At 64.5% G+C, this 24,388-nt stretch carries 41 protein-coding genes and 1 tRNA gene; 41 read left to right on the top strand and 1 reads right to left on the bottom strand.

The window, feature by feature from the left end; translation table 11 throughout:
- The first annotated feature begins 50 nt into the window (after positions 1 to 50).
- The 40 genes from AN401_RS11300 (at position 51) to AN401_RS11150 (ending at position 21,575) form a co-directional block, all read left to right on the top strand.
- Positions 51 to 263: a hypothetical protein gene (locus AN401_RS11300; RefSeq protein WP_096779418.1), complete on the top strand. Its 213-nt coding sequence runs from the start codon at positions 51 to 53 to the stop codon at positions 261 to 263.
- Entirely contained in the window at positions 260 to 430 is a 171-nt protein-coding gene (locus AN401_RS19800; protein ID WP_157772244.1) for a hypothetical protein, read from the top strand. The genes AN401_RS11300 and AN401_RS19800 overlap by 4 nt, the downstream gene beginning before the upstream one ends.
- Positions 417 to 890: a hypothetical protein gene (locus AN401_RS11295; RefSeq protein ID WP_096779417.1), complete on the top strand. Its 474-nt coding sequence runs from the start codon at positions 417 to 419 to the stop codon at positions 888 to 890. Before AN401_RS19800 ends, AN401_RS11295 begins: the two co-directional genes overlap by 14 nt.
- Positions 883 to 1,572, top strand: coding sequence for a DUF2786 domain-containing protein (locus tag AN401_RS11290; RefSeq protein WP_157772242.1), 690 nt, complete (start codon positions 883 to 885; stop codon positions 1,570 to 1,572). The genes AN401_RS11295 and AN401_RS11290 overlap by 8 nt, the downstream gene beginning before the upstream one ends.
- The gene (locus tag AN401_RS11285) at positions 1,565 to 2,023 is read left to right on the top strand and encodes a gp16 family protein (RefSeq protein WP_096779415.1); all 459 of its coding nucleotides are present in this window, start codon (positions 1,565 to 1,567) and stop codon (positions 2,021 to 2,023) included. Before AN401_RS11290 ends, AN401_RS11285 begins: the two co-directional genes overlap by 8 nt.
- A gap of 249 nt (positions 2,024 to 2,272) precedes the next feature.
- The gene (locus AN401_RS11280) at positions 2,273 to 2,647 is read left to right on the top strand and encodes a Mor transcription activator family protein (protein ID WP_232513292.1); all 375 of its coding nucleotides are present in this window, start codon (positions 2,273 to 2,275) and stop codon (positions 2,645 to 2,647) included.
- Between the two features lie 61 nt (positions 2,648 to 2,708).
- Entirely contained in the window at positions 2,709 to 3,275 is a 567-nt protein-coding gene (locus AN401_RS11275; protein WP_096779414.1) for a glycoside hydrolase family 108 protein, read from the top strand.
- 1 nt (position 3,276) lies between these two features.
- Positions 3,277 to 3,984, top strand: coding sequence for a hypothetical protein (locus AN401_RS11270; RefSeq protein ID WP_096779413.1), 708 nt, complete (start codon positions 3,277 to 3,279; stop codon positions 3,982 to 3,984).
- Entirely contained in the window at positions 3,941 to 4,153 is a 213-nt protein-coding gene (locus AN401_RS20390; RefSeq protein WP_408645701.1) for a TraR/DksA C4-type zinc finger protein, read from the top strand. The genes AN401_RS11270 and AN401_RS20390 overlap by 44 nt, the downstream gene beginning before the upstream one ends.
- Complete coding sequence (locus AN401_RS11260) at positions 4,131 to 4,454, top strand: DUF2730 family protein (protein WP_096779411.1); 324 nt, start codon at positions 4,131 to 4,133, stop codon at positions 4,452 to 4,454. The genes AN401_RS20390 and AN401_RS11260 overlap by 23 nt, the downstream gene beginning before the upstream one ends.
- Complete coding sequence (locus AN401_RS11255) at positions 4,454 to 4,750, top strand: VpaChn25_0724 family phage protein (RefSeq protein ID WP_232513291.1); 297 nt, start codon at positions 4,454 to 4,456, stop codon at positions 4,748 to 4,750. The genes AN401_RS11260 and AN401_RS11255 overlap by 1 nt, the downstream gene beginning before the upstream one ends.
- Positions 4,751 to 4,783: 33 nt before the next feature.
- A complete protein-coding gene (locus AN401_RS11250) occupies positions 4,784 to 5,182 on the top strand; it encodes a phage protein Gp27 family protein (RefSeq protein WP_232513290.1) in 399 nt (132 codons plus the stop codon).
- A 137-nt stretch (positions 5,183 to 5,319) separates the two neighbouring features.
- Entirely contained in the window at positions 5,320 to 5,979 is a 660-nt protein-coding gene (locus tag AN401_RS20015; RefSeq protein ID WP_198401726.1) for a terminase large subunit domain-containing protein, read from the top strand.
- Between the two features lie 398 nt (positions 5,980 to 6,377).
- On the top strand, positions 6,378 to 6,596 hold the full coding sequence (locus tag AN401_RS11240) for a hypothetical protein (RefSeq protein ID WP_157772240.1): 219 nt from the start codon (positions 6,378 to 6,380) through the stop codon (positions 6,594 to 6,596).
- A gap of 31 nt (positions 6,597 to 6,627) precedes the next feature.
- Entirely contained in the window at positions 6,628 to 6,993 is a 366-nt protein-coding gene (locus AN401_RS11235; protein ID WP_096779409.1) for a hypothetical protein, read from the top strand.
- A 138-nt stretch (positions 6,994 to 7,131) separates the two neighbouring features.
- Positions 7,132 to 7,659, top strand: a complete 528-nt coding sequence (locus AN401_RS11230; protein WP_157772238.1) for a phage protease — start codon at positions 7,132 to 7,134, stop codon at positions 7,657 to 7,659.
- A gap of 137 nt (positions 7,660 to 7,796) precedes the next feature.
- Positions 7,797 to 7,964: a hypothetical protein gene (locus AN401_RS19795; RefSeq protein WP_157772236.1), complete on the top strand. Its 168-nt coding sequence runs from the start codon at positions 7,797 to 7,799 to the stop codon at positions 7,962 to 7,964.
- Positions 7,951 to 8,097 (top strand): hypothetical protein, encoded by a 147-nt coding sequence (locus AN401_RS19790; RefSeq protein ID WP_157772234.1) that lies wholly within the window; start codon positions 7,951 to 7,953, stop codon positions 8,095 to 8,097. The genes AN401_RS19795 and AN401_RS19790 overlap by 14 nt, the downstream gene beginning before the upstream one ends.
- A gap of 37 nt (positions 8,098 to 8,134) precedes the next feature.
- Positions 8,135 to 8,344 carry a hypothetical protein gene (locus tag AN401_RS19785; protein WP_157772232.1) on the top strand — a complete coding sequence of 70 codons (210 nt, stop codon included), beginning with the start codon at positions 8,135 to 8,137 and terminating at the stop codon, positions 8,342 to 8,344.
- A 52-nt stretch (positions 8,345 to 8,396) separates the two neighbouring features.
- Positions 8,397 to 8,534, top strand: coding sequence for a hypothetical protein (locus AN401_RS20010; RefSeq protein ID WP_198401725.1), 138 nt, complete (start codon positions 8,397 to 8,399; stop codon positions 8,532 to 8,534).
- A 108-nt stretch (positions 8,535 to 8,642) separates the two neighbouring features.
- Positions 8,643 to 9,449, top strand: a complete 807-nt coding sequence (locus AN401_RS11225; RefSeq protein WP_198401724.1) for a Mu-like prophage major head subunit gpT family protein — start codon at positions 8,643 to 8,645, stop codon at positions 9,447 to 9,449.
- Between the two features lie 111 nt (positions 9,450 to 9,560).
- Positions 9,561 to 9,758 (top strand): hypothetical protein, encoded by a 198-nt coding sequence (locus AN401_RS11220; RefSeq protein ID WP_096779407.1) that lies wholly within the window; start codon positions 9,561 to 9,563, stop codon positions 9,756 to 9,758.
- Complete coding sequence (locus tag AN401_RS20310; protein WP_269769020.1) at positions 9,728 to 9,850, top strand: hypothetical protein; 123 nt, start codon at positions 9,728 to 9,730, stop codon at positions 9,848 to 9,850. The genes AN401_RS11220 and AN401_RS20310 overlap by 31 nt, the downstream gene beginning before the upstream one ends.
- A 67-nt stretch (positions 9,851 to 9,917) precedes the next feature.
- Positions 9,918 to 10,757 (top strand): phage protein Gp36 family protein, encoded by an 840-nt coding sequence (locus AN401_RS11215; RefSeq protein WP_096779406.1) that lies wholly within the window; start codon positions 9,918 to 9,920, stop codon positions 10,755 to 10,757.
- A gap of 101 nt (positions 10,758 to 10,858) precedes the next feature.
- On the top strand, positions 10,859 to 11,053 hold the full coding sequence (locus AN401_RS11210) for a DUF2635 domain-containing protein (protein ID WP_096779405.1): 195 nt from the start codon (positions 10,859 to 10,861) through the stop codon (positions 11,051 to 11,053).
- Between the two features lie 157 nt (positions 11,054 to 11,210).
- Positions 11,211 to 11,615 carry a hypothetical protein gene (locus AN401_RS20005; RefSeq protein WP_198401723.1) on the top strand — a complete coding sequence of 135 codons (405 nt, stop codon included), beginning with the start codon at positions 11,211 to 11,213 and terminating at the stop codon, positions 11,613 to 11,615.
- Positions 11,616 to 11,667: 52 nt separating this feature from the next.
- A complete protein-coding gene (locus AN401_RS20000) occupies positions 11,668 to 12,024 on the top strand; it encodes a phage tail sheath subtilisin-like domain-containing protein (RefSeq protein WP_232513455.1) in 357 nt (118 codons plus the stop codon).
- A complete protein-coding gene (locus AN401_RS20305) occupies positions 12,021 to 12,146 on the top strand; it encodes a hypothetical protein (RefSeq protein ID WP_269769019.1) in 126 nt (41 codons plus the stop codon). The genes AN401_RS20000 and AN401_RS20305 overlap by 4 nt, the downstream gene beginning before the upstream one ends.
- An 18-nt stretch (positions 12,147 to 12,164) precedes the next feature.
- On the top strand, positions 12,165 to 12,521 hold the full coding sequence (locus AN401_RS20300; RefSeq protein WP_269769018.1) for a phage tail sheath C-terminal domain-containing protein: 357 nt from the start codon (positions 12,165 to 12,167) through the stop codon (positions 12,519 to 12,521).
- Between the two features lie 9 nt (positions 12,522 to 12,530).
- A complete protein-coding gene (locus AN401_RS11200) occupies positions 12,531 to 12,878 on the top strand; it encodes a phage tail tube protein (RefSeq protein WP_096779404.1) in 348 nt (115 codons plus the stop codon).
- Positions 12,879 to 13,244 carry a phage tail assembly protein gene (locus AN401_RS11195; RefSeq protein WP_096779403.1) on the top strand — a complete coding sequence of 122 codons (366 nt, stop codon included), beginning with the start codon at positions 12,879 to 12,881 and terminating at the stop codon, positions 13,242 to 13,244.
- Between the two features lie 102 nt (positions 13,245 to 13,346).
- Positions 13,347 to 15,080 (top strand): tape measure protein, encoded by a 1,734-nt coding sequence (locus AN401_RS11190; RefSeq protein ID WP_096779402.1) that lies wholly within the window; start codon positions 13,347 to 13,349, stop codon positions 15,078 to 15,080.
- Positions 15,077 to 16,318, top strand: coding sequence for a DNA circularization protein (locus tag AN401_RS20295; protein ID WP_096779401.1), 1,242 nt, complete (start codon positions 15,077 to 15,079; stop codon positions 16,316 to 16,318). Before AN401_RS11190 ends, AN401_RS20295 begins: the two co-directional genes overlap by 4 nt.
- Complete coding sequence (locus tag AN401_RS11180; protein ID WP_198401720.1) at positions 16,305 to 17,378, top strand: phage baseplate assembly protein; 1,074 nt, start codon at positions 16,305 to 16,307, stop codon at positions 17,376 to 17,378. The genes AN401_RS20295 and AN401_RS11180 overlap by 14 nt, the downstream gene beginning before the upstream one ends.
- Entirely contained in the window at positions 17,375 to 17,929 is a 555-nt protein-coding gene (locus AN401_RS11175) for a phage baseplate assembly protein V (RefSeq protein WP_096779400.1), read from the top strand. Before AN401_RS11180 ends, AN401_RS11175 begins: the two co-directional genes overlap by 4 nt.
- Positions 17,926 to 18,360: a phage GP46 family protein gene (locus AN401_RS11170; protein WP_096779399.1), complete on the top strand. Its 435-nt coding sequence runs from the start codon at positions 17,926 to 17,928 to the stop codon at positions 18,358 to 18,360. The genes AN401_RS11175 and AN401_RS11170 overlap by 4 nt, the downstream gene beginning before the upstream one ends.
- The gene (locus tag AN401_RS11165; RefSeq protein ID WP_096779398.1) at positions 18,361 to 19,443 is read left to right on the top strand and encodes a baseplate J/gp47 family protein; all 1,083 of its coding nucleotides are present in this window, start codon (positions 18,361 to 18,363) and stop codon (positions 19,441 to 19,443) included. It abuts the gene before it with no gap.
- A complete protein-coding gene (locus AN401_RS11160) occupies positions 19,434 to 20,015 on the top strand; it encodes a YmfQ family protein (RefSeq protein ID WP_096779397.1) in 582 nt (193 codons plus the stop codon). Before AN401_RS11165 ends, AN401_RS11160 begins: the two co-directional genes overlap by 10 nt.
- Before the next feature lie 2 nt (positions 20,016 to 20,017).
- A complete protein-coding gene (locus AN401_RS11155) occupies positions 20,018 to 20,893 on the top strand; it encodes a hypothetical protein (protein WP_096779396.1) in 876 nt (291 codons plus the stop codon).
- Between the two features lie 10 nt (positions 20,894 to 20,903).
- A complete protein-coding gene (locus AN401_RS11150; RefSeq protein WP_096779395.1) occupies positions 20,904 to 21,575 on the top strand; it encodes a DUF4376 domain-containing protein in 672 nt (223 codons plus the stop codon).
- A gap of 558 nt (positions 21,576 to 22,133) precedes the next feature.
- Here the strand turns inward: AN401_RS11150 and AN401_RS11145 are convergent.
- Positions 22,134 to 22,209 (bottom strand) — tRNA-Asn (locus AN401_RS11145).
- 154 nt (positions 22,210 to 22,363) lie between these two features.
- Between AN401_RS11145 and uvrB the strand changes: the two genes are divergently transcribed.
- The gene (uvrB, locus tag AN401_RS11140; RefSeq protein WP_096779394.1) at positions 22,364 to 24,364 is read left to right on the top strand and encodes an excinuclease ABC subunit UvrB; all 2,001 of its coding nucleotides are present in this window, start codon (positions 22,364 to 22,366) and stop codon (positions 24,362 to 24,364) included.
- Positions 24,365 to 24,388 lie beyond the last annotated feature (24 nt).

Genomic DNA, 24,388 nt, shown 5'->3' with positions numbered 1-24,388 from the left:
CCCGGTTGTCATCCGTTCACTGTTTATCGCAAACAAGGCGGAGACAACACATGCAAACACACAATTTAGACACGCACCTCACCCGGATCTTCGGGGAGGCGGCCATTGCCATGGCGCCGGACGCCAAGCAATCGGTCATCAAAAAGCTGGACGACTTTTGCCCCGCCGCTAACGGGGCGGGCCGGCCGGAGCTGGCCACCGAGGCCCTGCGCCTCAAGCTCGACCTGGTGGCCGAACTGCATCAGATGGGGGTGGCGTCATGAACCACCAGCAGCAACTGCTTGGCTATCTGAAACAGCAGCGCATGAGTGACGAACAAGCCCGCGTATGGCTGAACACCCATTGCCCGCGCTGGCAAGAGCCTTTGCCGGATGCTCATGGGCTAATCGAACTGGATGCAACGCAGGAGGCCGACGATGGCGATCACTAAGGCGCAGTGGGAAGCGGTACGGGCCGAGCTGTGGGACAGCTTCAGCGGCAGCGTGGAGTTTGTTTACCAGGGCCACCGAATCAGCTGTCAGGCCCGGCTGGATCATAAGCGCAAGCTGGTTATCCGGGTTTACCTGAACGGTACCATTAAAGGTGCCTGGCTGTTGGCGGTCAGGGAGCCGGAGAAGCACCCCTGCAGTGACCCGGAAGTGGCGCTGGTGCCGCTGTTCTGGAGCGTGAAGCGCTCGGCCCTTTACAGCCGTAAGGAACAGGAGCGGCTGACCAAGGGGTTTGGCAAGCGCCAGGTGAAGCGGTTGTTCCCCAACCTGGATGCGGCAGTGGAAATGCCGACCGACACCTGGGGCTCGGCCACGCGCATGATTGCCCAGTTCAAGCGGGTAGAGGGACTGGAACTGGTGAGGATTGGGTATCGAAACATGGCGGAGGTGGCCGGTGAATAAGCGTGTGATGGAAAAGCTGAAAAAGCTGATGGCCCTGGCTCAGTCGGGCAACCCCCATGAGGCGGCCAACGCCCTGGCCAAGGCGCAGAAGCTGATGGCCGAGCACAAGATCGATGCCGATGCCCTGGAACTGGCCGACCTGGGCGAGAGCCTGGTGCGCATGGCCACCAACTCGGACAAGCCGCCGCGCTGGTCGCTGATGTTGGTGAGCCTGATCCGGGAGGCGTTCGGGGTGGAAGCGGTGATAACCCGGGAGCTGTTCAGCGCAACCAGACAGGTACGGTTCTACGGCCTGGCGGAGCGGGCGGAGATTGCCGGTTATTGCCACGACGTGCTGCGCCGCCAGCTGGCCCGGGCCCGCAAGGACTACATCGCCGGGTTAAGCAAGCGGATGAAGCCGGCCAACAAAACCGCCCGGGCAGATCAGTTCTGCGAAGGGTGGTGCTATGGGGTGCGGCAGGCGGTAGACAAGTTGGTGCCGAGCGAGCGGGAGCAGGTGTTGATGCGGCGCTACCAGGAGCAGGTGATCAAGCCCAATGGCACCACCACCGGCCGCAGTGCCGGCAGCGTGCGCGGGGGCGACAATGCCCGGGGTGAGGGTTTTGTGGCTGGCCGCCAGGTACAGCTCAACCCCGGCATGACCGGGCGCGAGACCGGCAAGCTGGGGGTGACCGATGCGTAACCGCCTGATACAGCTGATCCATGTGGCCAAGCGTGAGCTGAAATTGGACGAGATCGCCTACCGTGCCCTGCTGGAGGGCGCCACCGGCAAGGCCAGCTGCAGCGCCATGAACGACAAGGAGCTGGAGCAGGTGCTGGCCGCCTGTGAAAAGGCCGGGTTCAAGCGCCTTAAGCCCAAACGCAAATACAGCCCCCGTTCGGGCTATGCCCGCACCGCCGAGGCCGACAAAATACGTGGCCTGTGGATACAGATGGGCCAGGATGGCTTCCTGCGCGACAACAGCGAAACCGCCCTTAACCGCTGGTGCCAGCGCACTACGGTGGTCATCAACCACGGGGTGGGGGTCGGCAATGTCAGCTGGTTGACCCCCGATCTTGCCTGGCGGGTGCTGGAGGCGCTGAAGAACTGGCACAAGCGGGAGATGGTGCAGGCCATCGCCGACCGGGGGTGACCCGCCCCCGCTCAATGAACGGGGCCATATCGCCAGTTATACCCGTGGTTGACTGGGCGTTTAGGCGCGGAGGCCAGCGCCGCACAAACTGATAAAACCCGCTTCGGCGGGTTTTTTTGGGGGTTGCACTCGGGATCCGCTGGATAAATAATCAGGTTATGTTTGAGACTGAACGGGGAGGTGCCATGGAGCACCAACGCAAGCTGTTTAATGACGAGCACCAGCAACTGGGGCAACTGCTGGACCGCAATGGATCAACTGCCGGAGGATGAGCTGGGCAGCAAATGGCCCAAGAGCCTGGCGGAGCTGATTGACGTGATGGCCGCCGAGCTGGAGCGCCAGGGGCTGGCCTCCGATCAGGCCCGGCGCATGGCCGGCAAGCAGGCCGGGGCGGTGGCGCACTTTCTGGGGGGGCGGGTCTACTACCTGCCCACCGGCGACAAGCTGAAAGACGCCCTGCGCGATGATATGATCTGGGCCGAATTCAACGGCCGCAACATGGACGAGTTGTCCAGCAAATTCCGGCTCAGTCAGCCCCATCTTTACGCCATCTTGCGGCAGCAGCGCGCCCTGCACCGGGGCCGGCAGCAACCTGACCTGTTCGGCCCCTTTAACGCGCAATAAACCCGCCTGAGTCTTTCCCCCCGTTACCCTGAGGCCACCTGTTCACCAAGTGGCCTCTGTCATGTCTGTATTCGCATTCAATCCGGCCTACGGCGAGGCGTTTCGCCACGGCGTGACCTTTATTCTTGCCGCCGAGGGCAGCTTCAGGCCCGACGGCGGTTACATCATCCACCCGAATGATCCGGGCGGCGAAACGAAACACGGCATATCCAAACGCGCCTACCCGCATGAAGACATTAAAAACCTCAGCCGCGAGCGGGCGGTGTTTCTCTATCACCGGGACTATTGGAAGTCGGCTCATTGCCATGAATGGCAAGACGGCGTGTCGCTTGCGGTACTCGATGCCGCCGTGCAGCACGGCTACCTGGTGGCCATCAAGCTGCTGCAGGAAGTGGCCGGGGTTAAACCCGACGGCCTGGTGGGCCCGAAAACCCGCGCCGCCGTTACCGGCGCCGACCCCGAGTGGCTGATCGCCCGGCTCAATCTGCGCCGCGCCCGGCTCTATGCCCGCATTCTGCGTACCAAGCCCGCTCAGGGTGTGTTTATCGAGGGCTGGCACAACCGTTTAAGAGAGTTGACCGATGCCTGCTGGCAGGTAGTTGGCCAGCATGAGCGGAGGGCCGCCTGATATGGAACCGCTATCCCTGATCGCCACGGCCACCGGCATTGCCCGGCTGGCCACTGAACACGGCCCCGGTCTGCTGCGCTCGGTGGGCCAACTGCTGGGCGGCAAGGCCCAGGCTACCGCCGACACTATCGCCACCCTCACCGAACAGGTGGGCAACGTTGCGGGCATCAGCCCGGGCGACCGAACCAAGGCGCTGGCCAACGTCATCCAGGGGCTGCCGGCGGAGCACCAGGTAGAGCTGGCCCGCATCCATGCCCAGGCCGAGAGCGAGGCGCTGCGGCTGGAGGTGGATCGGGAACTGGCCCGGCTGCAGGACCGGCAGGCCGAGCATGAGCAAACCCAGGCCACCATCCGTGGCGGTGACCAGGCCAGCGACGAGCTGGTGCGCGAAACCCGGCCGCTGCTGGCCCGGCGCTCGTTCTGGTTGACCGCGCTCTATTGCCTGGCGGCGGAGGCGGCGCGCCTGGGCGGCCTGGCCGAGGAGGGAGCCGAGATCGCCGTGGCGAGTCTGCTGGCCGCCCCCTGCTGGGCCTATATCGGCTTGCGCACCCTCGACGGCTTCGCCCCCTATCCCAAAGCAGCGGCCAGAAACTGCCCGGTGTGCTGGGCGCTATCGCCAAGGGGGTCAGCCGTGAGCGAGCGATATATTCGACCGGGCCAGCCAGTTGGAGGCCGAGGAGCGGGAACGGCTGTTGGCCAATCACCGTAACCGGCCACAGGAGCGCCCGGATCAGGATGCCCACGGCCGCTACTGCCTGGCCTGTGGAATCGCCATCCCGCCCGAACGGGTGGCGCGGGTCAATGCCGTGCGCTGCGTCGACTGCCAGCACATCCGAGAAAAGCAGGAGGCTACTCGTGTGGGACGTTATCGCCAATAACTGGCCCCCGGTGCTGGCCGCCTTGAGCCTGGTCGGCACCGTGGGGTTGAGCCTGCTGGGTAAAACCTATGCCAAGCGGGAAGAAACCCAGGCACTGAATGGTGAGATGACGGCGGTTCAGCAACGACTGGCCCATCTGGAAGCCAAGGTATCGGACTTGCCCGGTCACAACGAACTGGCGGCACTGCGGCTGGAGGTCAGCGAGTTGCGCGGCGATCTCAAGGAAATCCGCCCGGTGCTGAGCCGGCTGGAGCGGCTGAGTGATTTGCTGCTGGAAAATGAATTAAAGGAGAAAAGCTAATGGCGATGGCTGAACTGATGACCGAGCATCAACGGCTGGTGATCCTGCGCCTGTTGTGGGAAGCAGGTCAGGCCCTGAACGAATCGATATTGTGCGACGGCGTGAATCGCTGTGCGGTGCCCATCAGCCGCGATCAAACCCGTACCCAACTGGCCTGGCTGGCCGAGCAGGGCCTGATCACCCTGGAGCAGGTGATGGGCACCCGCGTGGCCAGCCTCACCGGCCGGGCGAAGACGTGGCCACCGGCCGCGCTCGGGTGCCCGGCATCAAGCGCCCCCGGGGGGACTGAGCCATGACCGACAAACCCACCCGGGGCCGGGCGTTCCAAGGTGGACCTGCTGCCCGAGCCCATTCGCCGGGAGCTGGACGCCATGTTGCGCGACGGCCGGCTCACCCAGCAGGACATTCTCGACGGCATCAACGACCTGATCGAACAGCACAACCTGCCGGAAGACATGCAGCTCAGCCGATCCGGGCTCAACCGCTACGCCACCCGCATTGAATCCATTGGCAAGGACCTGCGCGAACTGCGGGAGGTGTCCAATGCCCTGGTCTCGCAACTGGGCGACAAACCTACCGGCGACCTCAGCCGCATGATCCTGGAAATCGGCCGCACCCAGCTGTTCAAGGCCATGATGCGCCAGGCCGAAAGCCCGAATGAAGAGGTGGACATCGGCATGGTGAAAGACGCCATGCTCGCGCCCAGCGCCTGGAAGCGGCGGCCATGAGCAGTCACCGGCGGGAGAAGGAGATCCGTCAACAGCTGCTGGGGATGAACAACGCGCCAAGCTGGAAGCCATGCCCAACCAGGGGGCGTAACCGAAGAGACCAAGGCGGCGATTCGTGAAGCGTTGGGGATAGTTTGATGAAGCGCAAAGGCAACGCCAAATGTATACCGGTTAATCCTGATGGCATTTTTCTGCCGTATCAGTCGGCGTGGATTAAGGACGACAGTCGTCTGAAGCTAATGGAAAAATCGCGCCAGATAGGGTTGTCCTGGTCAACCGCGTATGCCTGTGACGAGCGTACCGCCGCCCAGGGCGCACTACGCGATCAGTGGGTCAGCAGCCGCGACGATTTGCAGGCCCGGCTGTTTATTGAGGACTGCAAGATGTGGGCGGGCATCATGAGTATGGCCGCCAAAGACCTGGGCCAAATCGTGATAGATGAGAGCAGCAGAATATCCGCCTATGTACTGGAGTTTGCCAGTGGCCGGCGTATTCACTCCATGAGTTCCAATCCTGACGCCCAAGCGGGAAAACGGGGTGGCCGGGTGCTCGACGAGTTCGCCCTGCACCCCGACCCGCGCAAACTCTGGTCCATCGCCTATCCGGGGATCACCTGGGGCGGGAGCATGGAAGTGATCTCTACTCACCGGGGCAGCCATAATTTTTTCAATGAGCTGGTGCGTGAAGTGCGCGAGCACGGCAACCCCAAAAACATCAGCTTGCACCGGGTAACCCTGCAGGGATGCCCTGGAGCAGGGCTTTCTTTTCAAGCTGCAACAGATGCTGCCGGCCGATGACGAACGGCAGGTGATGGACGAGGCTGCGTATTTTGATTTTGTCCGCGCTGGCTGTGCAGACGAGGAGTCGTTCCAACAGGAGTACATGTGCAATCCGGCCGATGACGATGTGGCGTTCCTGGAGTACGACCTGATCGCTTCCGCCGAGTACCCCCGCCGATGCCAACTGGCAGCAGCAGGAAGGGGGCACACTGTTTGCCGGTGTGGATATAGGCCGTAAAAAAGACCTTACCGTGCTGTGGATACTGGAGAGAAACTGGGTGACGTGCTGTACACGCGGCACGTCGAGTGCCTGCAAAACATGCGCAAATCGGAGCAGGAAGCCATCCTGTGGCCCTGGTTCGAGCGCTGTCACCGCATCTGTATCGATGCCACTGGCCTTGGTACCGGCTGGGCGGATGACGTTCAAGGTGAAGGTGAAAAGTCTTGATTCCGGCGACGTTTTTATCGCCAAGGTACAGGACAATACCCTGGAACGACGTTACCTGGATGCACTGCAGGAGGGGGAGTGGCGTCGTCAGCCCGTGCGCTTGCGTATTAATGCCAGGCAGCTCAAAGGTGACATTAAGTCAGCATTGGTTATTCGGGCCGAGCTGGCCGAGATAGAAGAGCAGTAGTTTTGTTTCAACCAGAACAAGGAATGCACCGATGACAAGAATACTGACACTGATTTTCATGCTGTGGGCGGGCATTGCTCAGGCCAAGGAATATGAGCAGTTGCTGTTTATGCCGGCGGCACAGGCGCAGTCCAATATCAGGGTTGGAGTGACGCTGTATGTTGGTCGGGTGGACAGAGATAAGATCCTGCTCGGTCGCATCAGTGCCTTTGAGAAAGACAAGGTAGTAGGTGGCCGTATCTGCGATGCCTTTGGCGTAAGCGATTCATGGCGTTGCCTGGATGAGTTTATCCTGCTGGACAAATGGTATGTGCGGGTTGACGATCCGGTGTTGAACGGAGAGCCCGTTCCGGAAGTAGAAGACGAGGACGACGAAGACGACGACCTGTGGTTGTAACCGGCGAACTCGCTTTTTATACAGGCCACCCCAGGGTGGCTTTTTCTTTGCGCCCTAATAAACCCGCCTGACTCCCCTCGCCGCCGATACTGGCGGCATGAACATCGTATCCGCTTTCTCACCCCCTGCCCTTTGGCCGTGCTGACCGCCGGTCAGCACGAGCGCCTGGCCATTCTCACCGCCGAGCTGGCCGACAGCCACGACGGCTGGCACCAGTTGCTGCCGGCCGGGCGTTTCAAGGCCCGTGATGGCCGGCCCTTTGATGTGCCCGGCGGCCATTGGCAGCTCGACGGCGACATCGCCGCCGGGCTGATTGCCCGCGCCCAGGCACTGGGCCAGGACCTGCTGATCGACTACGAGCACCAGACCCTGCATGCCGCCAAAAACGGCAAGCCGGCCCCGGCGGCCGGCTGGTTCAACGGCGCCGAAATACAGTGGCGCGAGGACCAGGGGCTGTTCATCAAGCCACGCTGGACCGAGCGGGCTCAGGGCTTTATCGAGCGGCACGAATACCGCTTTCTGTCGGCGGTGTTTCCCTACGACGACACCGGCCGGCCGCTGGAGCTGCGCATGGCCGCCATCACCAATGATCCGGGCGTGGTGGGCATGGCTTCCCTGCCAGCCTGGCCGCCCGTTTATTACCCCCTGCGGAGGAAAACCCCATGAACGATTTGCTTTGCCAACTGCTGGGCAAGCTCGGTATCGAGCTGCCGGCCGACACCGCCCCCACCGAGGAGCAGGGCCGGCGGCGTTGACCGCCCTCGACGCCCTGACCCAAAAGAGCACCGAAACTGGAGGGCAGAGTGGCCGCGCTCTCTGCCCAGGACAAGGGCGTGGATCTCAGCCGCTATGTGCCCAAGGCCACCTACGACGCCCTGGCCGTGAACTGGCGGTGCTCAGCCGCCAGCGACACCGACAAGGCCGAGCAGTTGAATCAGCCAGGCAGGGCGAAGGCCGGTGCTGGCCTGTGAAGAAGACTACCTGGGCCAGTTCGCCCGTCAGCAGGGGGTGGCGCGCTTTAGCGCCATGCTCAGCCAACGCCAGCCTCTGGCGGCCCTCAGTGGCAGCCAGGGCAAGAAAGAGAGAGACCAGGCCGGCCGGTGACCGAGGAAGAGCTGGCGGTGCTCAAGGCACGGGCTGAGTGAAGAGGCTTTATCAACGCAAAGGAGCAGGCAATGATCGCCAAACGTACAGGCAACAAGCGGGCGTATCCGTCAAGGCCGGCATCGCCTATCAGCGGCGAGCCGGTGGTGCTGGCGCCGGCTACCTCACCAATGTGCTGGGCACCGCCAGCTGCGTGGGCATGGTGACCCTGCCGCCGACAACGGCGCCGGACTGGATGGGGAACTGACCGCCGAGGTGGAGGTGGGCGAGTTCAAGTTCGCCAAGCCGGCGACATTACCGTGGCCAATGTGGGCGCCACCGTGTATTTCGCCGATGCCAATACGGTGTCGGTATCGGATGACACCGGCACCCGGGCCACCGCCGGCAAGCTGGTTCAGGTGGACGCCGACGGCGTCTGGGTTGAACTGGGCGTTTAAGTTCCGTTTATCAGGAGTGTTTCATGGATATCAGTGCAATGCCTTAACGGCGATTTATACAGCGGTAAAACTGCACTTTAACCAGGGCCGTGAAAGTTACCGCCCGCTGTGGGAAGAGATTGCCACCCTGGTGCCAGCACCACGGCCCAGGAGAACTATGCCTGGCTGGGCGAGTTTTCCCGCCTGCGCGAGTGGATTGGCGACCGCCAGATCAACCGCATGAAGGCCCACGACTACAGCATCAAGAACAAGAAGTTCGAGGCCACCGAAGGCATTCCGGCCGATTACATCGAAGACGACACCTATGGCGTGCTGATGCCCAAGTTCGCCGACATGGGCTATGCCGCCGCCACCCATCCCGACGAGATGGTGTTCGCGTTGCTGGCCAACGGCTTTGCTCAAAAGTGCTACGACGGCCAGTTCTTCTTCGACACCGATCACCCGGTGGGACCGGAGGGCCAGGAGCAGAGCGTGGCCAACCTGCAAGAGGGGGCCGGCAAGCCCTGGTTCTTGCTCGACACCCGCCGACCGCTCAAGCCGTTGATCTTCCAGCGTCGCCGCGACTACCGGCTGCTGGCCAAGACCGATGCCGGCACCTCGGACCATGTGTTCATGGCCGACGAGTACCTCTATGGCGTGGACGCCCGGGTAAACGTGGGCTTTGGCTTCTGGCAGCAGGCGTTCGCCTCCAAGGCGGCCCTGGACGAAGCCAACTTCGACGGCGCCGTGGCGGGCATGATGGCGCACAAGTCGGATAAGGGCCGGCCGCTCGGCATCAACCCCAGTGTGCTGGTGGTCGGTCCGTCCAACCGGGCCGCGGCCAAGGCGCTGATTGAAACGCAAACCAAGGCCAACGGTGCCTCCAACCCCAACTATCAGGCGGTGAAGGTGATGGTGGTGCCCTGGCTCGACTAAGCCGGCGGCATAAGGTGGGGCCGCCTGGCGGCCCCGGTGAAGGCATAACAGGTGGATTCATGTCATGGGATAACAAGGATTTGGAACAGGATCAGGCGGTGGTGGTGCGCAGTGTGGCGCCGGCTGGTTATCGCCGTGGCGGCCGTGCATGGCGCCCGGGTGAACAATGGTGGCGCGTCGGCGCTGTCGCCGGCCCAGTGGCAGCAGGTGGCCAACGACCCCTATTGCTGGTGGCCGGCCTCGAAGAAGCAACTGGCGATTCAGACGCGGGCGGGGGTGTGGAGCCTGACCCACTGGGTGAGCGCCTGACCCTGGCCCAGGCCCTGGCGGCGCTGGATCCAGCCGACCCGGCGCACTTTACCGTGAATGGCCTGCCCCACTCGATGCCCTGGCCCGGCTGACCGGGCACAAGGTGACGGCGGCGGAGCGGGACGCGGCCTGGCAGGCCCATAAGGCCGGGGAGGCCGAGTGAGTTACGCCGACCTGGCCGAGATGCAGGCTCGTTACGGCGCCGACGAGCTGGCCACCCTCACCAGCCGCGACTTCAGCGGCCAGTTGAACGAGGCGGTGCTGGCCGAAGCCCTGAGCGATGCCCAGGCTACCATCGACGGTTACCTGGCCTCCCGCTACCGGCTGCCGCTGGCGGCGGTGCCGGTGGTGCTGACCCGTATCTGCTGTGTGCTGGCACGCTATTACCTGGAACAGGGCCGAGCCACCGACCAGGCCCGGCAAGACTATGAAGACGCGGTGCGCTGGCTGGAGCAGGTGGCCCGGGGTGTGGTCAGCCTGGGGCTGACCGAGCAGGGCACCCAGCCGGCGGGCGACAATGGCGCCCAACTGGTGTCGGCCGGCAGCGTGTTCGGTCGTCAGCGGTCGAAGGGGGTTCATCTGATGATTGCCGACGCCGAGCAGCAGCTGCTGGCTGCCGTGCGCGACACCCTGGGCGCCACGGTGAAGCGGGTGGAGTCGCACCCCGGCCATTGGGACGACGACGCCGTGCGCCGCCTGGTACAGACCCCGCCGTCGGTGTACCTGGCGTTTCTGGGGGGACGGCCCGGCCGCCGCCCCGACGAACTGGATGCCCAGTGGGCCATGTTCGTGACCGCCCGGGTGCTGAATGGCCAGCGGGAGCTGGGCATTTATCAACTGCTGGAGCGGCTGGTGGCCCGCTTCAATGGCCAGCGGGTGGCCGCTGCGGCTTCACCCTGCGCGACATCAAGAACCTCTGGTCCGACACCCAGAGCGGCGCCGGGGTGGCGGTATACGGCCTGTACTGGCAGCCACATGACGCTTGCCCTCGGTGGTTGATTTGACCACCCTTGACGAGTTCCAGACCCATTACCAGACCTGGCCCCGGGGCGATGCCGCCACCGTGGACCAGCAGGCCCATATCACCCTGGAGAGCAATGATGGCTGAGGTATTTGTGAAGCCGGCCCCGGGCCGGTTTGTGCGTGACCCGCTGACCCTGGCGCCGCTGGCGGCAGAAGGAGAACGCAAGCCGCGCAGCAGCTACTGGCTGAAGCGGCTGCGTGACGGCGATGTGATTGAAACTGACGTTAAACCTAAGGCGCCCCGGGCGCGAACCGGCAAGGAGACGGACTGATGGCGGTGTCATTTAACGAGATCCCGGGCAACCTGCGGGTGCCGCTGGCCTATGTGGAATTCGATAACTCGGGGGCGGTGACCGGCACCCCGACCCTGATGCAAAAAGACCCTGGTGCTGGGCCAGCGCCTGGCGGGCAGCGAGGTGGCCGCCGGGCGTGCCGGTGCGCATTACCCGCACCGACCAGGGCGCGGCCGCTTTTGGCCGGGGCAGCATGCTGGCGGCCCAGTGCCAGGCGCTGCGCCAGGCCAACAGTTATGGCGAGGTATGGGCGCTGGCGGTGGACGAGCCCGCCACCGGCGCGGCGGCCACCGGTCGCATTCAGCTGGCCGGTACGGCGGCGGAAGCGGGGCCAACTGGCCCTGCTGATGACCGGTCATCGGGTGCCCGTGGCCGTGGCGGTGGGGATACCGCCCAGGTGTTGGCCACCAGGGTGGCGGCGGCCATCAATGCCATGGCCGAGCTGCCGGTCACGGCGGCGGTGGACGGCGCACAGACCAGCGAGGTGGTGCTGACCGCCCGCTGGAAGGGACTGACCGGCAACGACATTGACTGCGCCTGAACTATTACTCCGACGAGCGCACCCCGGTGGGGGTAGCGGTGACCTGGTGGCCATGGCCGGTGGCGCCGGCAGCCCCGATTTGGCGCCGGCGCTGGCCGCCCTAGGCGACGAATGGTGGCATTACCTGGTGAACCCGTTCACCGATACCGCCTCACTCGATGCCCTGCGCGACGAGCTGCTGAGCCGCTGGGGGCCGCTGCGCCAGATTGACGGCGTGGCCTTTATGGCGGTGCGCGGTACCCATGGCGAGGCCAGCACCTTTGGCCTGAGCCGTAACGATCATTTGTTCAGCTGCATCGGTACCGGTCTGGCGCCCCAAGCCCCCTGGGTATGGGCCAGTGTGCTGGCGGGGGTGGCGGCTACCATCTGGGGATTGACCCGGCGCGGCCGCTGCAGACGCTGCCGTTGATCGGCCTGTTGCCGCCGGCCATCGCCGACCGCTGGGATCTGCCCGAGCGCAACCTGCTGCTGTATGACGGCATCAGTACTTTACCGTGGATGCGGGCGGCCAGGTTCGGCTGGAGCGACTGATCACCTTGTATCGGGAGAATGCCTACGGCGACCGGACCCCAGCTACCTGGATGTGAACACCATCGCCACCCTCAGCTATATCGCTATGCGGTGCGCACCGCATCACCAGAAGTTTCCGCGCCACAAGCTGGCGGACGACGGCATTCGGGTGGGGCCGGGGCAGGCCATCGTGACCCCAAAATCATCCGCACCGAGCTGCTGGCGTTGTTTACCGAGCTGGAAACCCGGGGGCTGGTGGAGGACTTCGAGGCGTTCAAATCCACCCTGGTGGTGGAGCGCAACGCCAATGACCGCAACCGCCTGGATGTGCTCAGCCACGAGAACCTGGTGAACCAGTTCCGGGTATATGCCCATTCCGTGCAATACGTGCTGTAAGGAGCCGACATGAAATATCAAGGCAGGGCCTTTATTCGGGCCAATGGCCGTGAGTGGCCAACCCTGGAGGGCAGCACCCTCAACCCCGGCGGGGTGAACCGCAACGTGGTCAAGGGCGCCCGGGTGCTGGGCTATCAGGAAGAACCGGTGGAGGCCACCCTGGAGTGCAAGCTGGCCTATGGCCAGGAGCTGAACCTGCTGGAGCTGCGCGACCTGGTGGATGCGACCGTGGAGTTCGAGGCCGACACCGGCCAGGTGTTTATGCTGGCCAATGCCTGGACCACGGAGCCGCCCACCCTGACCGACAAGGGTGAAGTGGACATGAAAATGGCGGCGGTGGAATGCAAGGAGGCGTAAATGGAGTTTGAACTGAAGCACGGCCTGCCGTTCGGCAAGGACGCTGATGCGGAAATGCAGTACCGGGTGGAGCTGCGCGAGCTGACCGCCGGCGACATTATCGAGGCCGAGGAGGCCAGCGAGAAGCTGATGCTGGGGCCGAACGGCCCGGTGCTGGTGTCGAGCCCGGCGCGTATGGGTACCGAGTTGTTGCGCCGCCAGGTGAAACGGGTGGGCAAACTGCAGGGGTTGTCGTTGGGTCAGTTGAAGAGTCTGCACCCGGATGACCTGGAATTGCTGAACGCCCAGGTGGTGGCCCGCGATGCGTTGCTTGCCCGGGAGATCGCCGACCGGGGGCGAGCTGATGGCGCACCGGGAGACCATTGAGCAGGCCGCCCTGATCTTGGGGGTGCAATGTGGCGGCGGGCCCGAGTGGGCCTTTCGCCAGACGCTTTCCCGCCTTGTGCGCTATCAACGGGTGTTTAAGTCATGACCCAACTGAAAGCCAGCATTTATGTGGATCTGGCGGGCAATATCTCCCGCCGGGCCCAGGCCTATAGTCAGTCCATCCAGCAGATGGCCAGCAGTTCCCGCCGCTCCCTGGGCAGCCTGGGAGCTTCGGCCACCCGGGCGTCGGACGGCATCGACCGGATCGGCAACCGGGCGGCGCTGGCGGGGGTGGGCCTGGCCTATGGTTTTAACCGCACCTTTGTGGCCACGGCCGCGACCTTCGAACGCTACCAGATCATGCTCAATGAGCTGACCGGCGGCGCGGAGAACGGCGCCCGGGCCATGGACTGGATCACCGACTTCGTCTCCGATACCCCCTACTCGGTGGAGCAGGTGACGAAATCCTTCGTGAAGATGAGAGCCATGGGCCTGGATCCGATGGATGGCTCCATGCAGGCCATTGTCGACCAGACCGCCAAACTGGCCGGCGGCCAGCAGGAGCTGGAAGGCATCGTGCTGGCGATTGGTCAGGCCTGGACCAAACAGAAGCTGCAAACGGAGGAAGCCAATCAGCTGATTGAACGTGGGGTGCCGGTGTGGGATCTGCTGTCTCAGGCAACGGGATTGACCGCCGCCAAACTGCAGGAGATGGCAACTCAGGGCCGGCTGGGCCGGCGAGCCATCCGCGCCCTGTTGGACGAGATGGGCAAGCAGTCGGCGGGGGCGGCCGCCCGGCAGATGGAGACCTGGGACGGCCTGACTTCCAACCTGGGGGACCAGTGGACCCTGCTGCAGAAGCAGGTGATGGACGGCGGCGCCTTTGATGCGCTCAAGGTCGAGCTGGCGGGGGTGTTGGCCGCCATGACCGAGCTGCGGGAGTCGGGCAACCTGGACGAGATGGCCAAAACGGTGTCGGAAGAGCTGGTGGTGGGTCTGCGTGCCGCCAAGGACGCGGGCCAGGGCCTGTGGCAGGTGCTGCAACAGGTGGGCAGTGGCGTGGGTGCGGTGGCCGACATGGCCGGCGGCTATGCCAATTTGGCCAAGATCCTGGCGGCGGTATACCTGGGCAATAAGGCGCTGCGCATGGCTACCTGGGGGGTGAGCAAGGGGGTGGGTGCGGTGCAGGCGGGCCGCTCGGCCTGGGGCTGGGCCCGGGGCCGTCGCTCGGGAGAGGGGGCGGCCGTGGGGCCGGCGGCGACCCTGGCGACGGGGGCGGTAACGAGCGCCATTCCGGTAGTGGTGACCAATTGGCCGGTGGCCATGGGCGGTGGCGGTGGCACTGGCCGGAAAGGCCGAGGCGGCAAACGGGGACGCAAGGGGCGGGGCGGCGTTCGACCGCCCGTGCCGGCGGTGACCAATGGCATGACCACCGGGGCCAGGGGCGCGCGCTGGCTGGGCCGGCTTGGCCGTTTTGGCGGCCTGCCCGGGGCGGCCGTGGGGTTGGTGGCCACGGGATCGGTGCTGGCCTCCGACGCCAGCAAAACCGACAAAGGCGGCATTCTGGGCGGCATGGGCGGCAGTGCCTTGGGAGCGGCCATTGGCACCGTGATTGCGCCGGGCATCGGCACCGCCGTGGGCTCGGTGCTGGGCGGCCTGGTGGGTGACTGGCTGGGCGCCAGGGCCGGAGCGGCGCTGGAGAAACAGGAAGGTGAAGTCACGGTGAAGATTGAGGCGGATCCGGGCATGCGGGTGCGACCGGTGCGGGCCCAGGGCAGTGGCGGGATGGAGGTGAACGTGGACACGGGCATGACCTATTTGCGGGGGCGCGGATGAGCTGGCATGAAAAAGTGGGGGCGGGACAGGGCCGTTTTCGGGGGGTGCCGTTCTGGCTGCAGAGCGATGACCTGGAAGGGGGGCGCCGGGTGGTGCGCCACCAGTATCCGCACAAGGATGACGGCAGGACGGAAGATCTGGGTCGGGCCATGCGCCAGTGGAGCTTTGAGGCGGTGGTGCTGGGGCCGGATTACCTGGAACAGCGCGATGCCCTGCTGGAGGCATTGGAAGCCGCCGGGCCCGGCGAGCTGGAGCACCCGTATTGGGGCATGTTGCAGGTGCAGGTGGATCAGTTTCGGCTGCGTCAGTCTAGCCGCGCCGGGGGCAGTGCGACCTTTTCCATTACCGTGCTGCCGGCCGAGGCACAGCCGGCACCGAAGGTGGAAACCGATGGCAACCAGGTGGTGGCCGAGGCGGGCGCGGCCAGCCATGAGGCCATGGCCGCCGACTTTGCCGATGATTTTGACGTGGAGGGCGACGTCGCGCTGGAAGGGCTGGCCATGGATGACGTGACTCAGGTGCTGGATAGTCTGAGCCAGGGCATCCGCAGCCTGGGTGGTGTGGCCGGGGTGGGGGAACTGCTGCGTCAGGGCGGCCGGTTGAAAAATTCGGTGTTGGCCCTGGTGCGTGCACCGGCCGACTTGGCCGGTGGCTTGCTGGGACAGTTGGACGGGCTGAAGGCACTGGCCCGACCGGCTGATTTGTTTGGGGTATATCGTAGCCTGTTTGCGCGCCTGGGCGGCGGTGGGGGGCACCATGTGCGGCCCCGGGCCGAGCACAACCGACAGGCCCTGCACCGGCTGGTGCGCCAGGCGGCACTGGCGGGCCAGGCCGAGGCGGCCAGCAATGCCTTGGTGGAGGCATTGCGACCGGGGCGGGCCGAGTCTGAGGCGGTTCTGGTGCTGGAGGCCCGGCAGGATGTGGAGCGGCTGGAGCGGGAGTTGGCCGCCACCCTGGAGTCGGCGGCGATGGACAGTGCGGATGCGGGATGGATCCGCAGTTGGCGGAGCCTGCGCGCCTTGCGCTTGGCGTTGGTAACCGACCTGCAGCAACGGGGTACTCGCTTGCCGGGCGCGGCCAGCCTGACGTTGCCCCAGACCATGCCGGCCCTGGTGCTGGCCTACCGGGAGGGGGGGGACGCCCGCTTGTGGCAGCAGTTGGTGCGCCGTAACGGGGTGCGTCATCCGTCGTTTTTGCCGAGCGGGGTGGTGTTGGAGGTGATCCGTGGAGGCCGTTGAGCTGTTTTTGGGCGGGCGCATTTTCAGTGGCTGGGAGTCGGTGCGGCTGAGCCGCTCGCTGGAGGCCATGGCCGGCCAGTTTTCGCTGGGGGTGTCGTTGCGCCCCGGTGATCAGGCGGGCCAACTGGGGGCCGGGCGCCCCATGCGGTTGACCATTGGCGGCGAGACGGTCATCACCGGCTATGTGGATGAGATTGAGCGCCTGACCGAGGCCAAGGCCCGTACCATTCGCCTGAGCGGCCGCGACAAGACCGGCGATCTGGTGGACTGCGCCGCCATCCATGCCAGCGGCCAGTGGCGGAGCCGGCCGCTGGCGGCCATTGCCGCCGATCTGTGCCGGCCATTTGGCGTGGCGGTGCGCTGGGAGGTGTCGGATCCGGCGGCGGCCAAGGCCTTCGCCCAGTGGCAATTGGAGCCGGGCGAAACCGTATATGAGAACCTGGCCCGGGCGGCCAGGCACCGGGGCGTGCTGGTGACCAGTACGCCGACTGGCGAGTTGCTGTTTACCCAGGCGGGGAGCGAGGTGCTGGAAACGGCCCTGGTGTTGGGGGACAACCTGTTGCGCATCGAAGCCAAGGATAGCTGGAAAGACCGCTTCAGCCTGTGGCGTCTGCTTGGTGACAGCGCCGCTGGGGGCGGCGAGTGGGGCGAGGAGCTGGATGCCGAGCAGACCACGGCGGTGCGGGTGGACCTGACCGACCCGGCCATTGACCGCTACCGCCCGACCGTGCTGCTGGCGGACGACAATCTGGACGGTGGCGGAGGTCAGGCGCGGGTGCGTTTTGAGCAGCGCCGGGCCATGGCCCACGGCCAGCCGGTGCGGGCCCGGGTGCAGGGCTGGCGCCACGGCCAGGGTCTGTGGCTGCCCAATGTGCAGGTGCGGGTGCAGGCGCCGGAGGCCGGTCACCCGGACAGCACCTTGCTGGTGACGGCGGTGGAGTTGGGGCTGGATGATGAGGAGGGCACGGTGGCTGATTTGACCCTGATGCCCCGCGCCGGCTTCGATGTACTGGCTCAGCCGGAACGGGTGGCCCAGCGCGAGGAGGAATTGTGGTTATGAGTGAACGGGTGTTGAACAGGGTGTTGGGGCCGCTCCAGCGCCGGCTGCGGCTGATGGTGAGCCGGGCCGTGGTGCGGCTGGTGGACGACGCCTTTGCCCGGCAGAACCTGCAGCTTTCTTTGCTGGCGGGCGAAGGCGCCGACGGGGTGGAGCGGTTCCAGAATTATGGCCACAGCTCGGTGCCGCTGGCCGGCGCTGAGGCAGTGGTGGTAGCGGTGGGCGGCAAGCGGCAGCACCTGGTGGCGCTGGCGGTGGAGCACAAGGGCCACAGGCCCACCGGCCTGGAGGCGGGCGACTCGGTGCTGTATCACCATGAGGGGCACATGCTGCGGTTGACCAAAGAGGGCGTGGCGATACTGAGCTGCCGCCGGTTTGAGGTGCAGGCCGAGCAGGAGGTGTTCTTTGACACGCCACAAACCCGCTTCGGTGGTGATGTGGAGATACTGGGCGTTAGCGCCGCCGCCGATCATGTGTCGGACGGCGTGAGTGGCAAAAACCATACCCATGACCAGGTGCAGCCTGGTGATGGCAGTTCGGGAGGCCCCCAATGACGGATATTGCCCTGGTCTGGCAGGACGGCAGTGGCGCCATAGTACAACAGGGCGCCGACTTGCTGACCGACGACAGCCTGGCCACGGCGGTGGTGATCAGCCTGTTTACCGACCGCCGGGCGCTGTTGTCCGATCCCTTGGCCGAGGGAGAAGAGCGGCGCGGCTGGTGGGCCGATAGCTACCGGGCCCGCCCTATTGGCTCCCGCCTGTGGCTGTTGGGGCGGGAGAAGCAAATGCGCGAGGTGCGGCAAAGAGCCGAGCAGTATGCGGCCGAGGCACTGGCCTGGTTGCGGGAGGATGGACTGGTGCGGGCGGTGGATGTAGTCGCCAGCAACCCCGTAGAGGGCGTTTTGCGATTGACCATCCGTCTGACCCTGCCCGATGGCAGCCCGCTGCCATTTAGCTTTACCACCCGTTTAAGGAGCCTGTAAATGGCCTATGCCGCCCCCAAGCTGAGCGAGTTGCTGACCCGTACCCAGGCTGATATCGAGAGCCGGTTGCCGCGCTCCTACGCTCGTATCCAGGAAAAGGTGCTCTATGCCATTGCCGCCGCTCAGGCGGGTAATACCAAGGCCCTGCATGAGCACCTGGCCTGGGTGGCGCGGCAGGTGGTGCCGCACCTCTCGGATGAAGAGTTCCTGCTTGAGCATTGCCGGTTCTGGGGCCTGTGGCGCAAAGAGGCGCAGGTGTCCGAAGGGAGTGCAGTGGCCCTGGCCGACCAGGGTGGCGAACTGGCCGAAGGCACGCCGCTACAACGGCCCGATGGGGGGCAGTTTGTGGTTGCCGAGGCCACCCTGCTGTCGCCGGGACAGCCGGTAACGGTACCGCTGCTGGCGGTGGAACCGGGCGTGGCCGGCAATACCCCGGCCGGCGTGGTGTTGCAACTGGTGTCGCCAGTGCCCGGGGTGCGCAGCACCCTGACCGTGGATGCCGCCGGCCTGACCGGCGGCACCGATATTGAACCCCTGGGGGAATTGGTGGAACGGCTGCTGTTTCGTGTGCAATACCCGCCCCATGGTGGTGCCAAACATGACTATGAACGTTGGGCGCGGGAAGTGCCCGGCATTACCCGCGCCTGGTGTTATCCCCTGTATCAGGGCGGCGGCACCGTGGGCCTGACCTGCGTGCTCGACGGCCAGGCCGACATTCTGCCCACCCAGGCCGATCTGGACCGGGTGGGGGCGCACATTGACGGCCACCAGAACCCGGTGACCAACCAGTGGCAGGGCAAGCCGGCTGAGGCCGAACTTGTGTTGTTTGCGCCCAAGGCGTTACCGATGAATCCGCAAATCGGCCTGACGCCGGATACCCCCGAGGTGCGTGCCGAGGTGACGGCGGCACTGCAGGCGCTGGTGCTGGATACAGAGCCCGGCGGACAGCTTTATCTGACCCAGATCAGAGGCGCCATCGCCAACGCTCGGGGCGAGCGCAACCACACGTTGACTTGGCCGACCGGCGATGTGCTGGCCGCCCATGATGAGATCATCACCCTGGGGACTATCACATGGCTATGACGGCGGTTGACTACCAGCGTGCCGCCCTGGCGTTGTTGCCGCCGGGAGCGGCCTGGTCCAGGGATGAAGAGGGCACCCTGGGGTTGCTGCTGCTGGGCCTGAACGAGGGGTTGGCCCGGGTCGATGCTGATGCCGCCCGGCTGGTGGCGGAACTGGTGCCCGAGCGGGCCTTTATGCTGCTGGAGGAGTGGGAAGCCTTTGCCGGCCTGCCCGAGTGTGATTTGGGCACCGAACTGGTGCGGGACCGCCAGGCGGCGGTGGCCGCCAAGTTGACCATGACCGGCTCGCTCAATGCCAACTATTACCGGGCGCTGGCGGCGGGTTACGGCTACGACATTAGCCTGAGCGCGAACCTGGCCCATCATTGCCTGCGCGACTGTCTGCATCCGCTGTACCCGGATGCAGACCGCCACCGGGTGTACGTGAACATCGGCCCCAGTGAATCGCGCCCGGCAACCTGCCTGGACCACTGCCTGGTGCCGTTGCAGGTGTACGAGGCAGGCGAACTGCCCTGCCTGCTGGACCGCTATAAGCCGGCCCACAAGGAATTCATTTACGTTTACGAGGAGTAAGCATGTTTCAGGTGGATAACAATTCGGCCGTGGCCACCATGCCACCCCTGGCCGCCGCCGGCAGCCCCGGCTGGTTTACCGCCGGCGCCCCCGGCGTGCCGCCAACCTACCCGGGCCCGGAGTGGTTCAACATCATCCAGGCCGAGCTGCTGTCGGTGCTCACCGCCGCCGGCGTAGCGCCGGACAAGACCAAGCTGAACCAGTTGGCGACCGCCATTCAGGCCATCGCCGGCGCCACCGGCCAGTTCGCGCCTTACAGTGCCACCCGCACCTACAGCACCGGTGAAACCTGCACCACCCTGGTCGACGGTGAGTTGCGCATTTGGGAGATGTATGCCGGCCCGGATATGACCTGCGTCGGCAAAGACCCGAACGACCCCGCTAATCGGCACGACGGCTGGTTGTTGGACAGTGCGCCGTGGTGGTGGATACCCTATGGCAACGTGCCTGGTCGCCCGTCCTGGTGGCTGGCGGAAACCGCGCCAGAGCGGGCGGTGATGGAAATGGGCCAGGATCTGCCGACCGCTGTCTATTGGCGGTTGGCCCGTCAGTACCCGCACTTGGTCACCGGTGCAAACATCAATACCGGCGACATCCGTGGCGAATTTTTGCGGGTGTGGGATAACGGGCGCGGGGTAGACCCGAGTCGCGCAATAAACAGTTATCAGGAGGGGACGCACATCACTGGAGATAACGGAGTAGCTCCAGCAGCGCAAGGGATCGGAAATCTGTCCCAATGCCACGTCGACAGTCCCGACGGCAGCGTCAGAACTATCTACTACGTCGGTAGCCCCACGACGTCAAACAGCGCTAGCCCGGACATGTGGGGGAGAGTACGCCCCCGCTCCATCGCCCGCGCCATGATCATCGAAATCTAAGGACTGCAACATGACCACCCAGTATTGGACTTACGACCCCTCCACCCGCGAGATCATCAGCGGCCCCCACGCTGCGCTTTTTCGGGGCGGTGTCTGGCATATCCCGCGCAACGCCATCACCGCCCAGCCGCTGCCGCCCCAGCCCGACCAGGCGGTGCTGGCCCTGCCCGACGGCAGCGGCACCGATTACATCGAAGACCACAGAGGCAAGACTGTCTACAGCAAGCTGACAGGGGAAAGCCGGGAGGTGACCGAGTTGGGGCCTCTACCGGACACTGACACCGAGTTGAAGCCGGGCGAGGACGATATCTGGATCGACAGCGGCTGGCAGCTCGATCCCGAGGCCATCCACCGCCACCGGGCGGCCAAACACACCGAAATCAACCAGTGGCGTGACCAACAGGAGCACGCCACGGTCGAGCACCTCGGCGCCCAGTGGGACGCCGATCCCATCAGCCGGCGGCGCATCGAGGCCGTGCTGCTGGCCGATACCATGCCACTGGGCTACTGGACCGACGCCGACAACCTCGATCAGCCCATGACCCTGGCGCAACTGCGCGAACTCTACGCCGTCATCGTGCACCAGGGCGGGCTGATCCACGCCCGCCAGCGGCAGATGAAAGCCGAGGTCGACGCCCTGGCCGATATCGAGGCGGTCAAGGCCTACCCCGTCGGCTGGTAAACATCAAAACAACAAAAGCTGTTTAAGGCGCCCGGCACAAAACCGGCCTTAAACAGCTTTGGTGTAATCAAGCATCCGTAACGCTTATTTTGATAAATTTATCATTCCCCGCGACACCCAAACCCCGCCGATATTCTTTCACTTTCAGCGACGCATTTTTTCAAAAATCGCGGCGGGCGACAGAATGCGAGGGCCGGTCTTTTCCGGTTGTCAAGAGGGGGGATTTCCGTGGACCAGACTCAAAAGGTTATGCACAACGGGCGCAGCCCTTGTGCCCGAAGGGCTTGGCTCAGTTATCCACCATTTCTGTGGATAAGGCTGTGGACTGGATGGAAGCAACCGGTGCAAAGCCAGGCGGGGCGGGCTTCCCGGATAAGTCGACAAAAAAGTAGGCAAAAAATAATTATTTTAAAAACAAACACTTAAAAAAATACATGCGAAATTTCCGCGCGGTATATCGACACCGTCGGAGAATAGAGTAAAGGCACGATAATGTGGGTTTTTCGAGGAAGGCAACAGCCGTTTTGGTGGATAAGTCAAGTAGTGCGGAGCAAAATTTGGCTCCCCCTGCTGGACTCGAACCAGCGACATACGGATTAACAGTCCGCCGTTCTACCGACTGAACTAAGGGGGAATCTCGTGAAGAGGCCGCAGATGATACGCAGCCCCGAGAGCCGGGTCAAGGGTAAAATCGGTTTTTTCGGAGTCAGGGGCCGGGGACCAGTTTTCACTTAAAATTACCGGTCCGGCGGGGGTAAACTGGGCCCTGGCGCAAGAGGAGAAAGGTAATGAGCAAAGCGTTCCAACTGGTCAGCGACTATCAAGCCAGCGGCGATCAGCCCAGGGCCATTGCCCAGTTGCTGGAGGGCATAGCGGCGGGCCTGGCGCACCAGACCCTGCTGGGGGTGACCGGTTCGGGCAAGACCTTTACCATGGCCAACGTTATCGCCGCCCTCAACCGGCCCACCATGATACTGGCGCCCAACAAGACGCTGGCGGCCCAGCTCTACGGCGAGATGAAGGAGTTCTTTCCCCACAACGCGGTGGAGTACTTCGTCTCCTACTACGATTACTACCAGCCCGAGGCCTATGTGCCGAGCACCGACACCTTTATCGAAAAGGACGCCTCCATCAACGACCATATCGAGCAGATGCGGCTGTCGGCCACCAAGGCGCTGATGGAGCGGCGGGACGTGATCATCGTCGCCTCGGTGTCCGCCATTTACGGCCTGGGCGATCCCCAGTCCTACCTGAGCATGATGCTGCACCTGCGCACCGGCGACCGGCTGGAGCAACGCGACATGCTGCGCCGGCTGGCGGAGCTGCAGTACAGCCGCAACGATGCCGCTTTCCAGCGGGGTACCTTCCGGGTGCGGGGGGAGGTGATCGATATCTTCCCGGCGGAATCCGACAGCGAGGCGGTGCGGGTGGAACTGTTCGACGACGAAATCGAGCGCATCAGCCTGTTCGACCCGCTCACCGGCGCCGTGCAGCAGACCCTGGCGCGCTTCACCATCTACCCCAAGACCCACTACGTGACCCCGCGCGAGACCCTGCTGGCGGCCATCGAACAGATCAAGGTGGAGTTGCAGGCGCGCAAGAGCCAGTTGCTGGCGGCCAACAAGCTCCTGGAAGAGCAGCGCATCAGCCAGCGCACCCAGTTCGACATCGAGATGATCCAGGAGCTGGGCTACTGCTCGGGGATAGAAAACTATTCCCGCTACCTGTCGGGGCGGGCCGAGGGTGAGCCGCCACCCACCCTGTTCGACTACCTGCCCGGCGACGGCCTGCTGATCATCGACGAGTCCCACGTCACCGTGCCCCAGATCGGCGGCATGTACAAGGGCGACCGCTCGCGCAAGGAGACCCTGGTGGAATACGGCTTCCGCCTGCCCTCGGCGCTGGACAACAGGCCCCTGCGCTTCGAGGAGTTCGAGTCGCTGATGCCGCAGACGGTGTTCGTGTCCGCCACCCCCGGCCCCTACGAGCTGGACAAGTCCGGCGACGACATCGCCGAGCAGGTGGTGCGCCCCACCGGCCTGCTCGACCCCGAGCTGGAAGTGCGGCCGGTGGCGACCCAGGTGGACGATCTGTTGTCGGAGGCGAAGCTGCGTGCCGAGCGGGACGAGCGGGTGCTGGTCACCACCCTCACCAAGCGGATGGCGGAGGATCTCACCGAATACCTGAACGATCACGGGGTGCGGGTGCGCTACCTGCATTCCGATATCGACACCGTGGAGCGGATGGAGATCATCCGCGACCTGCGCCTGGGCCAGTTCGACGTGCTGGTGGGCATCAACCTGCTGCGGGAAGGGCTGGACATGCCGGAGGTGTCGCTGGTGGCTATCCTGGACGCGGATAAAGAGGGCTTTTTGCGCTCCGAGCGCTCCCTTATCCAGACCATAGGGCGGGCGGCGCGCAACCTGAACGGCAAGGCCATCCTCTATGCGGACAGCATCACCCGCTCCATGGCCGCCGCCATCGGAGAAACCGAGCGTCGCCGGGCCAAGCAGCAGGCATTCAATGAAGAGCACGGCATAGTGCCGAAGGGGCTCAACAAGCGCATCACCGATGTGATGGATCTGGACGGCACCAAGCGGGTCGGCTCCAAGCGCGCCAAGGAAAAGACCCCGGTGCCGACGCACCTGCCCAGCGCCAAGGAGCTTAGCCACCAGATCGACGAGCTGGAGAAGGTCATGCTCAACCATGCCCGCAACCTGGAGTTCGAGCAGGCGGCCGCGGTGCGCGATCGCATCCACCTGTTGCGGGAGCAGCTAATCCGCAGCTGAACCAGAAGCTGGAGGCTTCCGGCT

The sequence above is a fragment of the Zobellella denitrificans genome (assembly GCF_002407485.1).
GTDB classification, from domain to species: domain Bacteria; phylum Pseudomonadota; class Gammaproteobacteria; order Enterobacterales; family Aeromonadaceae; genus Oceanimonas; species Oceanimonas denitrificans.
The sequence above is the reverse complement of the archived record's forward strand: the minus strand, read 5'-3'. Positions and strand labels throughout refer to the sequence as shown.